14 protein-coding genes are annotated in these 12290 nt (G+C 41.1%); 9 read left to right on the forward strand and 5 right to left on the reverse strand.

Annotated features, from left to right (window positions below):
- Positions 1 to 15 precede the first annotated feature (15 nt).
- Both D4T97_RS07795 and D4T97_RS07800 read left to right on the forward strand, forming a co-directional pair.
- Positions 16 to 366: a YlbF family regulator gene (locus tag D4T97_RS07795; protein ID WP_126049381.1), complete on the forward strand. Its 351-nt coding sequence runs from the start codon at positions 16 to 18 to the stop codon at positions 364 to 366.
- 270 nt (positions 367 to 636) lie between these two features.
- On the forward strand, positions 637 to 1554 hold the full coding sequence (locus D4T97_RS07800) for a Cof-type HAD-IIB family hydrolase (RefSeq protein WP_126049383.1): 918 nt from the start codon (positions 637 to 639) through the stop codon (positions 1552 to 1554).
- A gap of 338 nt (positions 1555 to 1892) precedes the next feature.
- Here the strand turns inward: D4T97_RS07800 and D4T97_RS07805 are convergent, their stop codons facing one another.
- Positions 1893 to 2078, reverse strand: coding sequence for a YhzD family protein (locus D4T97_RS07805; RefSeq protein ID WP_126049385.1), 186 nt, complete (start codon positions 2076 to 2078; stop codon positions 1893 to 1895).
- Positions 2079 to 2156: 78 nt separating this feature from the next.
- Here D4T97_RS07805 and D4T97_RS07810 point away from each other — a divergent pair, with 78 nt between their 5' ends.
- From D4T97_RS07810 to D4T97_RS07825, 4 genes are all read left to right on the forward strand, one after another.
- Positions 2157 to 3461: a metallophosphoesterase family protein gene (locus D4T97_RS07810; RefSeq protein WP_235872187.1), complete on the forward strand. Its 1305-nt coding sequence runs from the start codon at positions 2157 to 2159 to the stop codon at positions 3459 to 3461.
- Between the two features lie 14 nt (positions 3462 to 3475).
- Positions 3476 to 6457, forward strand: coding sequence for an AAA family ATPase (locus tag D4T97_RS07815; protein WP_126049387.1), 2982 nt, complete (start codon positions 3476 to 3478; stop codon positions 6455 to 6457).
- Positions 6458 to 6520: 63 nt separating this feature from the next.
- On the forward strand, positions 6521 to 7465 hold the full coding sequence (gene yhaM / locus D4T97_RS07820) for a 3'-5' exoribonuclease YhaM (RefSeq protein ID WP_126049389.1): 945 nt from the start codon (positions 6521 to 6523) through the stop codon (positions 7463 to 7465).
- Positions 7466 to 7549: 84 nt separating this feature from the next.
- Positions 7550 to 7744 (forward strand): sporulation YhaL family protein, encoded by a 195-nt coding sequence (locus tag D4T97_RS07825; protein ID WP_126049391.1) that lies wholly within the window; start codon positions 7550 to 7552, stop codon positions 7742 to 7744.
- A gap of 335 nt (positions 7745 to 8079) precedes the next feature.
- Here D4T97_RS07825 and D4T97_RS07830 read toward each other — a convergent pair whose 3' ends face one another.
- Complete coding sequence (locus D4T97_RS07830; protein ID WP_126049393.1) at positions 8080 to 9003, reverse strand: peptidylprolyl isomerase; 924 nt, start codon at positions 9001 to 9003, stop codon at positions 8080 to 8082.
- Between the two features lie 180 nt (positions 9004 to 9183).
- On the opposite strand from D4T97_RS07830, the gene D4T97_RS07835 reads away from it, so the two are divergent.
- Both D4T97_RS07835 and D4T97_RS07840 read left to right on the forward strand, forming a co-directional pair.
- Complete coding sequence (locus D4T97_RS07835) at positions 9184 to 9273, forward strand: YjcZ family sporulation protein (RefSeq protein ID WP_018705487.1); 90 nt, start codon at positions 9184 to 9186, stop codon at positions 9271 to 9273.
- A gap of 89 nt (positions 9274 to 9362) precedes the next feature.
- Positions 9363 to 9455 carry a YjcZ family sporulation protein gene (locus D4T97_RS07840; RefSeq protein WP_126049395.1) on the forward strand — a complete coding sequence of 31 codons (93 nt, stop codon included), beginning with the start codon at positions 9363 to 9365 and terminating at the stop codon, positions 9453 to 9455.
- A 464-nt stretch (positions 9456 to 9919) separates the two neighbouring features.
- Here the strand turns inward: D4T97_RS07840 and D4T97_RS20770 are convergent, their stop codons facing one another.
- Positions 9920 to 10099: a hypothetical protein gene (locus D4T97_RS20770; protein ID WP_126049397.1), complete on the reverse strand. Its 180-nt coding sequence runs from the start codon at positions 10097 to 10099 to the stop codon at positions 9920 to 9922.
- Positions 10100 to 10215: 116 nt separating this feature from the next.
- On the reverse strand, positions 10216 to 10761 hold the full coding sequence (locus D4T97_RS07850) for a DUF3267 domain-containing protein (protein WP_126049399.1): 546 nt from the start codon (positions 10759 to 10761) through the stop codon (positions 10216 to 10218).
- 521 nt (positions 10762 to 11282) lie between these two features.
- Between D4T97_RS07850 and D4T97_RS07855 the strand changes: the two genes are divergently transcribed.
- Positions 11283 to 11615 carry a DUF1878 family protein gene (locus tag D4T97_RS07855; RefSeq protein WP_126049400.1) on the forward strand — a complete coding sequence of 111 codons (333 nt, stop codon included), beginning with the start codon at positions 11283 to 11285 and terminating at the stop codon, positions 11613 to 11615.
- Positions 11616 to 11623: 8 nt separating this feature from the next.
- On the opposite strand, the gene D4T97_RS07860 is transcribed toward D4T97_RS07855, so the two are convergent.
- The gene (locus tag D4T97_RS07860) at positions 11624 to 12193 is read right to left on the reverse strand and encodes an HTH-type transcriptional regulator Hpr (RefSeq protein ID WP_126049402.1); all 570 of its coding nucleotides are present in this window, start codon (positions 12191 to 12193) and stop codon (positions 11624 to 11626) included.
- Between the last annotated feature and the right edge of the window lie 97 nt (positions 12194 to 12290).

The raw sequence follows: 12290 nt of genomic DNA on the forward strand, positions 1-12290 counted from the left end.
TGAGGAGGGATGAAAATGAACACAAACCTGTATGATTATGCGTATGAACTTGAAAAAGCCATGCGAAGCAGTGACGAATTCAAGCATTTACAAGAAATGTATAAATCCGTGACTAACGACAGTGAAGCAAGCCAGATGTTTGACGAGTTTAGGAATGTCCAGATGCAGCTCCAGCAAAAACAAATGCAAGGCTATGACATAACTGAAGATGAGGTTATGAGGGCACAGGAGATTGCCAACCGGGCGCAGGAAAACGAGAAAGTGACCATGCTCATGGAAGCGGAACAACGAATGAGCATGACAATCACCGAATTGAATAAAATTATCATGAAGCCGCTCGATGACTTGTACGGCTCAATGGCTTAAGTAAGCTCCTCATTGAGGAGCTTTTTTTGAAAAAAACCCAAAAATATATGAGATAGTTGAACTTCTCCCGGATGAGCGCTCGGTCCAGATTTCGGCAGGAGAAAAGGGGAACATTTCAAGCATACGATAATGGATGACGATTACCTCCCGAGCAATAGGGAATACCGTAAAACGTTTTTGGAATAGAGCGACTACATTTTTTCAGGTCTACCCGGCAGGCGTGTCTCGTATACATAAGAAGAGGATGAGATTGCTTAAAGGGGGAACATCATGACCTATAAAATGCTTGTATTAAATATTGATGGGACATTGCTGCAAGAAAATGGCCGCATTCATAAGCAAACCCGTGAGGCGATTGAATTCGCCCTTCAAAAAGGGATTCACATAATATTGGCAACAACAAGAAACTTTCCAGCAGCAAAAAGGATAGCCAAGTCATTAAAGCTAAAAGATTATATCATTGCCCACCATGGGGCTTTTATCGCGAAAGATATTGGTAAACCCATTTATGTACACAGGGTCCACGAACAAATTACAAGTGAAATTACAGCTCTTCTTGAATCTTTTTCGTGTCAAATTCGTCTGGTAAATGAAAAGTTTTTAATTGGCAATAAAATAAAAGTCCCAAATAATATGATGGCCAAAGTTGTTTTTCAGTCGGCAAACCGCTTCATGTATCAGGAACGCTATGTTGATTCCATTAGTGAAAAGCTACTAGATCAGCCGGTTTCTCCACCTAACATGGAAGTTGTCTTTTTCGACGAAAAAGATATGGACGATGCCAAAAGGGCAATTAAAGAAATGTATGATGAAGTCGTCTGTATTCCAATTGAACCATTAAAAATGGTGATAGTTCCAGCGGGAGTCTCCAAATTGACTGGTGTAAAATTTGTATGCAGTCAATATGGAATAAAAAGGCATGAGGTGGTATCCATCGGAGCGGGTATGGATGATATCCCGCTAATGAACTGGTCCGGTATGGGAGTAGCCATGGGAAATTCGCCCAAGGAAGTGCAGGATGCGGCCGATTGGATTACCAGGACGAATAACGATAATGGTGTTGCATATATGGTCAAGGAACATTTCAGAAAGCAGTATCGGCTGGGTTTCTTAAATAAATTGAAAAACGCTGAGGAGCCCATAGAAGAATTTGATTTAATAAGTGCGGAAGAGAACGAACTGAAATAAAAGGAAAGAAGACTGTCCTAATAATAAAACGGGACAGTCTTCCTGTGTTTTGTTGAGCGGACTATAAAATTCCATGCTTGTGGAAAAATGTTAATCGGATTACTCTACGTCTAGCTCCAGCGCCTATCCCCTCGAGGTCACAAGCATGCAAGGAAGCAAAAGTGCTCCTGCGCCATAGCTTATTCGAAGGAGTCTTGTTCAGCTCGTCGCAAAGCTGCATGGAGCATTTTCAAAGTAGCTGCTCAAGATGTTTTCAAGTAAGCCGCTTGGTTGAAGAACTGCCTCCTCGGGAGTCGTCTTGTTTGCCCGCGCTGAGCAAGGCACTTGCGCTTTTGTTCTTACCGGTGAAACAGTATTAGTTTCCCTGAGGGCGATGCACAGCGATGCGTTTTATCAAGCAATTCTTTTTCGGTCAAAATCGCTGTCCCTTTTTCTTTGGCTTGCTCATCATTTGCTGCTTCAAAACTTTCATCCAATAGCTTTTCTCCTGTTGGTTCAAAAGCGGATAATTGATAAATCCCCATATTTTTTCAACCTCCAACTGGCTTTTTATCCATTGTTACATAATTTTACTTATACGAAAAGCGGCATGGGGACTAGGTATGGCAGTCGCTTCTATATTCATGTATAATGATAAGAACGTACATTCGCTTGGGGGAGTGATTGTTTTGGAGGGAATCCGCTTTATTCACACGGCAGATTTGCATTTGGACAGCCCTTTTCTGGGTTTGGGCCATCTGCCGGAAAAATTGTTTAAACGTCTGCAGGAAAGTACATTTTCCGCATTTGAACGGGTGGTTGACGCGGCCATTGAAAAAAATGTCGATTTTATTTTAGTAGCCGGAGATCTTTTTGATGGAGAAGACCGAAGTATCAAAGCCCAGGCACGCCTAAGAAGGCAGCTGCAGCGTTTAAAGGAAAAAGATATTATCGCCTTTATTACACATGGAAACCATGATCATATGGCCGGTGACTGGATTAAGCTGGATATGCCGGAGAATGTTTATGTTTTTGGTGAACAGCCTGATGCTTATCATTTTACCGCTAAAAATGGAGTAACCGTTCATGTGTATGGATTCAGCTATCCTGAAAGGCATGTATTTGCAAGAAAAATAGAGGAGTTCGAAAAAAAGCCCGGGGCAGACCTGAACATTGCGATGCTTCACGGCAGCGAAGAAGGACAAGCAGGAGCCCATCAGCCATATGCTCCCTTTACGGTTCATGAACTGCTTCAAAAGGAAATGGATTATTGGGCGCTTGGCCATATACATAAAAAAAGAATACTGCATTCGGACCCATACATTATTTATCCAGGAAATACGCAGGGCCGCCACCGGAAAGAAGAAGGGGAAAAAGGCTGCTATTTCGTCTCGATGACCAAGGAAGTCCGAGCCGAACTTGAATTTATTGAAACGGCAGATATACGTTGGGAGTCAGTACAAATCCATCTGGAGGATGATATAGAACTGACAGAGCTATATACATCATGCGTTTCCGCAATGGAATCACTAGGAAACAAAAATCAAAGTGTCCTTTGCAGAATTCGATTAGCCAATAGTCATAGATTGTCCTCCAAGGTGCTGAAAATAATTGAAAATGGCGAGTTTATAGAGATGCTGCAAGATGAAGCTTTTCTTGAAGGCGAATTCGTCTGGCCTTATCGCGTAGAATTGGACCAAGCTTCAAATGATGGGCATCGCCTAATATCGGATGGTGCTTTTTTAAACATGCTGGATTCGGCTGTCCAGGATATGCAGGATAAAAGCTTATTCGATGAGGCCATATCCGGACTGTATACACATACTTATGCAAGCAGGTATCTCGATTCTCTAGATGAAAGGGAAAGAGAGCAGCTGCTGCTTTCAGCGAAAAAATTAGTCTTATCACGCCTGTCTGAAATAGACTGAAAGGGGGAAGGTCCATGAAATTAAAGCAAATACATATTTATGGGTTTGGAAGACTCAATGACTTCAAAGTGGATAATATTGAGGATATGCAATTGTTTTTTGGAGAAAATGAAGCTGGAAAATCTACGATCATGTCATTTATCCATAGTATCCTTTTTGGTTTTCCTACCCTCCAACAGTCAGAGTTAAGATATGAACCTAAAACTCATACTTCATACGGCGGGAAGCTAGTGTTCGATTCGGAAAAATACGGAGAGATAGTTATTGAACGGGTAAAGGGCAAAGCGGCAGGGGATGTTAATGTGCTGCTTGAAAATGGGCCGACAGAGGCTTCGGACTTCCTTCCGACTCTTTTAAATGGAACGGACAAAACAATGTACCGTAGTATTTTTTCCTTTGACCTTCAAGGGATTCAGGAAATCCAGCGCCTTAAAGAGGACGACATCGGAAAATATCTGATTGCTGCCGGTACAGTGGGTACAGATGATCTTCTGCAGGTTGAAAAGCAAATACAAAGGGAATTAAATCAACTATTTAAACCCGGCGGACGCAAGCCGATGCTCAACGAACAGCTGAAAAACCTTCGTCACAAGGAGCAGCAGCTTAAACATGCAAAACAGCAAAATGCCTTATATGAGTCACTTTTGGCCGAAATTGAGGAAATCAACAGCCGGGTGAAAACATCAAAAGAGCTTTTGGATAATCGGAAAGAAGAGCACGGCTCGCTAAGTGACATTTTTAAGAAATGGCCGCTGATTAAGGAAAGAAATCAAATAAAGAAACGTTTATTAGAGCTGGATGGAGTAGCATTTCCGATGGATGGGTTGAAAAGGTTAGAAAAATATAATGATCGTTTATTGGAAATATCGAGTACATTAAAAACTGTGGAGCAAAGGATTGCGAATACCAAAAGGGAAATGAAGGAAAATGCTTTTCTCGTGGACTTTAACAAAAATAAAGCAGAAACGTTTATTCGCGAATGGCCAAAACAGCAGCAAGAAATGGAAGAATTGGCCAAACTGGAGCATGTCATTGCCGGAGCCCGAACAGAATACGAGTCTATTGTTGCCGAATTACATTACTCATCTGAAAAAGCTCAATCCGTAAAATGCTTGAATTTGGGAATCGATATGAAGGCCAGAATAAAAGAAACGCTCCAACAATATATGAGATATGAAGGTCGGATGAAAGATCTGGAGGATCGTTTGGAGCTTGATAGAAAAGAAATTATCGCTCTGGAAAATGCATGTGAAGCAATAGAAAAGCAATTAGTCAGCGAAAGTACTTTTAAAGATTGGAAAGTGCTATATGAGAGGCGGGAATCAGCTGCTGATCTTGAAGAACAAAGAAAAGAGCTTCAAGAGGAAGTGGAAGGTCTTAAGAATAGAAAGAAACGTGCAGATGAAATTTATCAAAAAAAGAAAAGCCAGACCGTCATTTTATCATCTGCTTTCCTTCTCATCTTTTTCAGTATGTTTATTTGGGGTTTCCTGTCCAAACAATGGACACTGACGATTGTAGCTGTTGCCGGCATCGTATATACGATCGTTTCATTCCTAAGGAGAGGAGAAGGGACCAGCCCCGATTTTATTACAGAAACCTTGAACGCCAAGCGCGAAAAGCTGAAAAAAACGGAAGAATTGTTGGAAACATCAATTGGTGATATTCATGTTGTTCACCAGTTTAAGCAGCAGCTTGTGCTACGAGAGAAATGGAAGGATCAGTTTTCAAGACTTGAGGAACAAAAAAAGAAGTTTGAAGAATCCTGTTCCCTGTTACAAAAGGTAAGGGACAGCGTTGATGCCGAGGAAAAAAAATTAGACGACATTAAAGTGAAGCTTGGATTGAGTGAGAATTTTTCTCACCGGAAGATCGAGGATGCCTTCTCCATGTTAAAGGAACTCCAGCAGCTTGATCAGCAAATTGGAGAAATCGAAGCTCAAAAGGTACAGATTCTGAATGGGCAAGAAAAATGGCATGAAAATCTCTTACAATTCCTTATGGAGAGAGACATCGAGTTTCATGAACCTGCCCAGGCGATATACATTTTGCAAAAAACATTGAAAAAAGAACAGGAAAAGGAAATCCTCTTAAAAGAATTGGGAAAGAAATTGTCCGAGCTAAATGTAAACATCCTTCAAATTCAGAATGAAAAAGCTGCTCTACTGTCCAGTTTGAACAAGCTTTTTGAAGCGGCTGATGTTACATGTGAAGAAGATTTCCGCAAAAAATCCAGGCTTTTTGAAGAGAGAAACCACCTTTTAGAGCGCTTGGCTTTGTTGGAAGACCAGCTTGGAGAGGAAGATGATAAAATCGTCCAAAACCATGATGAGCTCCAACGTAAAATCAATCGTTTAAGCGAAGAAATGAATGAACTGTCACGCCATCTGGAAGAGGACAGAAACAGGCTGGCAATCTTAAACCAGGAAGTACGATTCCTTGAAGAAGGCGGCACATATACGGAGAATCTGCATCACTTTCGACAAATGCGCTCTACATTCAATGAAGAAGCCCATGGTTGGGCTGAATTAGCTGTTGCAGCGAGTTTACTTGAAAAAGTGATGGGAAAATACAAGGAAGGCCGTTTTCCGAAGGTAATTCGCAAAGCAACGGAATACTTTTCTTTTCTGACTGACGATGAGTATATCCGGCTTCATGTCCATCCGGATGGAAATCTGACGGTGGAAAGGAAGGACCGGATCTTGTTCTCACCCGCGGAATTAAGCAGGGGTACCGGTGAACAACTTTATATCGCCATCAGGCTGGCGCTAGTGCATGTTCTGAAGGAAGAATACCCATTCCCTGTAATCATCGATGACGGATTCGTAAACTTTGACCAAGAGAGAACAAAGAGAATGCTCCAACTGATCCAAAATTTTAGTGCTGATGCACAAGTTTTGTTGTTTACTTGCCACGGGCACATTGCTAATCAGTTTTCCGATGAACAGGTCATCCATATTCAACAAAGATTGCTACAACCGAATGTGGCTGAATAATGAGGAATGGTGGCAAGAGATTATGTTATAATTTGGTGAGAATAAAGGGAGGCAGGCGTTTGGATGTTAAAAGAATTGATGGAACATGAAGTCGGGGAACAGGTGGACTTATTTCTTCTTATCAAGAGCGCGTACAGAGGAGTTGCAAGCAACGGCAAGCCTTTTCTAACGCTCATTTTACAAGACCGTTCAGGCGATATTGAAGCCAAGCTTTGGGACGCTTCTGACAGTGAGGTCACTGCATACCAGCAGGGAACGATTGTCAGGGTCACCGGGGAAGTTCATAATTATCGGGGAAGGATGCAGTTGAAAATAAAGAAAATCAGACGCTCGAACCCTCAGGATAATGTTAGCGTCGGCGATTTACTGGAGAAAGCTCCGATATCAAAGGACGAAATTTCAAGCAAGGTTACTCAATATATATTTGAAATGAAGAATCCAAATATTCAACGGATTACAAGGCATTTGCTTCGCAAGTACCAAGAGCAGTTCCTTGAATATCCGGCAGCAACGAAAAATCATCATGAGTTTGTTTCGGGTCTCGGCTATCATGTAGTTTCCATGTTGGACTTGGCTAAGGCAGTGGCTGAGCTTTACCCGTCTCTTGACCGTGATCTGCTGTTTGCCGGCATCATTCTTCATGACCTTGGAAAGGTTATCGAGTTGTCCGGCCCTGTAGCGGCGGCCTACACGATTGAAGGGAACCTGCTTGGCCATATTACCATTATTGTCAATGAAATCGGAAAGGCTGCAGAAGAACTTGGAATTCAGGGGGAAGAAGTTGTTATTCTTCAGCATCTCGTACTTAGCCATCATGGAAAGCTGGAATGGGGAAGCCCGAAACAGCCGATGATCAAAGAGGCTGAAATCCTTTTTCTCATCGATAATATGGACGCAAAAATGAATATGCTTGACCGTGCTTTAAAACATGTCAAGCCCGGAGAATTTTCAGAGAAAGTTTTCCCGCTTGATAACCGATCCTTTTATAAACCGACATTTCATTCGTGATGCCTCTGTCTTAGAGGCATTTTTTTTGTTTTTTCACATATTATTACAATAGTATGGACTAGCCTACGAAAGGAGAAGGAGAAAATGACCTTGCCCATTTGGTTGTATTTCGTTATTGCAGGAATATTCGTCAGTGCTTTCATGGCTATTAAAACAGCCCGTGAAGATCGTGAATTCGAAAGGGAATGGATAGAGAAGGAAGGCGAAGTCTACATTGAGAGGATGGAGGAAGAGAAGGAACGGAGGAAACAGGTAAGGGAAGCGGAAGGTTTGGAATAATAAGGAATAGCGCAGGGCGCGCAGCCTTAGGCGACAAGCACAAGGCGAATTTTGATGAGGGAGCTCTTCACCGGCCACAGTAAAGCTGCTAATATTAATTACATCGTGAGAAACTTCTTTAAATTGGCCTTCATGCAGCTTTGCGACGAGGGGAAACATATGCTTCCCTGAATAGGCTGTACCGCAGGGGCACGTTCACCCTGATTAAGCTTCGTTGCAACTTGTGACCTTGAGCTGATGGCGTCTGAAGCTAGACAACGTATCCTAGAACATTTGGTAAGGTTTTTATACTTAACTTTAAAAATAAAAGCTGCCCAACGAGGGGGCAGCTCTTATTATTTTTCCTCTTCTTTTTCTTCGTCAGCAGGGACGTCTCCGCCTTCTTGCTGTTCATTTAAAATCGGATCGAAAGTTTCCTTTAGATCTTTATCTTCTACTTTAATGTCCGCTTTTTCAAGCTCTTTCTTAAGAGCTTCCTGCATCATTTCAGGATCAAGCTTGGCTACTTTTAATTCATACTCATACTCGTCTTTCACTTTATCAAATGGCTTTTTATCTTTCTTTTCCTTAATATCCGTTACTTGGATGATGTGCCAGCCAAACTGTGTTTCAACAGGAGCGCTGATTTCATCCTTCTTCAATTTAAAGGCAGCCTTTTTGAATGTTTCATCCATCTGAGGATCGTCAATGGAAATTGTTCCAAGGTCTCCGCCTTGTTCATTTGCAGCTGTATCGACGGAGTATTTTTTCGCAAGCTTTGCAAAATCTTCGCCTTTATCAAGCTTTGCCTTAACTTCTTTTGCAGTTTTTTCATCGTCGAGTAAAATGTGACGGACAGTGATATCCTTTTGTTTGTTCTCATAGTACTCTTTCACTTCTTCTTCAGACACTTTGATGTCCTTTACTGCCGCTTTTTCTTGAAGTAGGTTGATTTTCAGGGACTCGCGGAAGTCATCTTCATCCTTGAAGCCGCTTTGCATAAGGGCCATTTGGAATTGTGGCCCAAGCTGATCTTTAAGCTCGTCCAGTTTTTTGTCAACTTCTTTATCAGATACTTTGTATTCTTTAGAGAGAACCTTTTCAAAAACTAGCTGTTGAAGTGCCTGCTCGCCGAATTTATCTTTCATTGCTTCGTATAATTCGTCTTTTGTAACATCTCCAGCTTTGGTTTTGGCAACTGCATCGCCGCCCTGGCCCCCGCAGCCTGCAAGTCCAACAATCCCGGCTGCCAAAGAAAGGGATAATACCCATTTTTTCATGTAAGCCAACTCCCTGTATTTTATATCTATCGCGTGTTCAATTTCCACAAATCATACTATATCACAGATGATTGCAGAAAAAAACAATTTCTCGAAAATCTAAAAAAATGGGCGTTTTATTCAGCCAACATGCCCGCCCGTTTCATATGCTATATCGAAACAGCAAAGGAGGTCATCAATATGGGAGGATTTGGTTACGGCGGAGGCTTTGCGCTCATAGTAGTACTGTTCATCTTGTTGATTATCGTTGGAGCAGCTTTTGTCTGGTAAAAAACTTTAAATGACTGGGCGAATATCTTGAGCATTATAAAATCGAATGAATAGGATACATGGTGAAGTATGTTAGGAGGTGCATATAAGTGAGCGGAGGCCGTGGATACGGAGGAGGATTTGCTTTAATCGTAGTATTGTTCATCTTGTTGATCATTGTCGGAGCTTCTTGGTTTTACTAAGATTCAACAAGTGGATAAATTAGAATTCAAAAAAAAGGACGGTATCCACGCGGATGCCGTCCTTGCTTGTTGTTAAAGAAATTATTAAAAGCTTAAGTTGTGAATAACTCATCTATAAAATTATGCTGCGTCCCGCTCCAACGGACAGGAGGTACTGGTACAGCGAAAGGGCAGGAAGTCGTGCCTTGAGGTTGCTGAAGCCACAGGAGAAGAAAAACTGCGGGCAGCAAAACGGGTAAGTCAACGTGTTGTCTGGCTTCGATGCACAAGAGATGTTAGTGCAGGTGAAGCGTCAGGACGATGCTTCTGACCTGCCAAGTGTCTTAGGGCTAGGGTTAAGCCAATCGCTTCTGAAGGCAAACTCTCCTTCACGTTAACTGCAGGCACTCTCGAACTTCCTTATTTTATCTCGTTGGGACCTACTCAAGTTATTCCATGATTAACAGGTGCTTGCGCTATTATTACTAAGTATAAAGTATTTCAATATATGAGGAGAATAGTAAAATTGTAATCAATATATTAATAGTCCGAAAAATCTTTGGGTGGCGCTCCTCAGGTATCTCCCGTTGTACACAGAGGGAATAGGTCAAGTTATTAAAAATATATAAAATGAAAATAGCAAATATAATATACAAAGCTGGCAATCCGAATCCTCCCCCCAACTATCTCCATAAACATACGATAGCAAATTTTACAAAAAAAAGACAGCATAAAAAATGATGCTCCAAAAGTTTTTAACAAAAACTGTATGGAAGCATCATTATAAAGGATCGTCTTCTACCAATATTTCGTAGCCTTCATCGTTCTCTTCAACAAGGGCGTTTTTAGGTGAAAGGAATAGTGTTTTAAAGTATAAAAGATCAAATGTCGATAAGCCGTTATGATAAGCAAGTAAAATAGTAATATAATGCCCATACTGTGGCAGAAGAAAAATGCAAAAAATGAGCAGGACATTAAGTGTGAAAAAAGGTAAAATAAGCGCTATACCGAACCGTTTTTTCGGAATCGGGCATTCTACTTTAATATCTATGACAGGTAAAATGCGAAAATGTCGTTCGATTTCCCATTTCATATGTTTATAATAGGAAATGATTGGTACAATATGAAAAAGTTTATGAACAGGATACAGTAGAAGGAAACTGCATAAAAACACAATAAAAAATTCATCATTGAATTGCCGGGCTGCAAATGTCTGCATTATTACATAAGAAAATATGAAAACAAACAAAGAAACAAGGGAAGAAATGAAAAAGCGCCGGAAAAAATGATGCTTGCGGTCTACGTAGTATGCTTTCCAACAATGCATTGCTATATCCCCCCTTACTTTGTGAAATTGAATTACTCATAATGTACGATGAAAGAGGGGGAAAAGCAACAAGATTTTTGTTCGGCCCCCTTTCCTGTAATATGAAAAGCGTAAGGCGCAACTTTAGACGACAAGCGCAAGGCGAAATTGATGAGGGGGTTCCTAACCATTACGGGAATGCAGCTGATTTCATTTGCATTTTGAGAAACATTCCCAAGTTTGCTTCCTTGCAGCTTGTGACCTCAAGCCGATGGGACCTGGCAGTCTCAGCTCAGATCGCGCCATCCTGTAACTTCGGTGGCACTAGCGCGTCCTGCGCGTCGCCGCTTCAGACCGCAACATCCTCGAAAAAGCTGAGCTTTTTCTTCGTGCGATGTAACGCTGACGAACTTTCCTTGTCCTGTGTCTTCGCTTGCACTAGTATTTCCTGTCCGCCGAAGCTAGATATAACCTATCCTTTGATTGAATAATTTATTTCAGTCTAAATTGATGGTTTATTTACCTAAAAGGGAGATGTATGAATGGATGAGTTAATGGAGAGAATCAAGAAGCTTGAATATCATCAAAAGCTTTTATTGGAAATGATTCAGCCAGTGAATAAGGATTTTGATCTGTTGATCATTAAAAATGGGCTGGCGGAAAAGGAAGTAAAGGAGTTTCATTTGCTGTGCGAAGAACTGCTGGATGAAATGGAAAGGCAAAAAGCGGAAAACTTTGTTTTTCATTCTCCGCTTTTTAAACAGTTTACGGCCATGTTAAATAGGAAACTGGAGCCACGAGAAACAATCCAAGCATGTTTGAAACAGAATATCCATCCGAAACTTATGAAGGTATTATGGCTGAACATCAGGTGATTGCCGAATTAAACGGCACTCGTGATTTCAGCTTTATCTCTTCTTTCCTCGATTTCGAAAAAGTCAGACTCAAGGTTGATGAAAGATTTTTCGAAAATCTCCATAAAGTCTTCTCCGTATATTTTTCGCACAATCGCCATCATTTCCATTGCTTCAGGCAGCTTCCCATATAAATCTCTTAGAGGTGCAGCACCCGTAAATACAGAGTCTTCGTCTGGGTCGTAACATTCGATCAGTTCAAGCAGTAAATCCTCTCCGCGTGGAGTCAGCTCCACATATGTGTTTCGTTTGTCGCTCTCTTTTTTTGAAAACTGAAGATATCCACGCTCTGCAAGTTTTTTTGAAAAATTGAAGGCTGTGGAGACGTGCATGACACCGAATTTAGCTATGTCTGAAATGGAGGCACCTTTTAAGTGATATGCAATCCACAAAATATGGTGCTCGTTAATATTCAAGTCATAGGGCTTAATCCAGTTTTGCCAATCTTTTTCGATCGCTTTCCATAATGCTTTACTTAATTGGGCCATCCGTTGGCTGAAAATCATTGCTTCTTTGATGGAAACGTGTTTATCTGCCATTTTACTCCCCCGCTTTAAAGGTGTTTCTATTATTATGCAAAAAAAATAATAAAAATGCAATCTGAAAAAAATTAAAAAAATTTAGAACTGAAGAAAA

It is taken from the genome of Siminovitchia acidinfaciens (genome assembly GCF_003605385.1).
Classification (GTDB): Bacteria; Bacillota; Bacilli; order Bacillales; family Bacillaceae_C; genus Siminovitchia; species Siminovitchia acidinfaciens.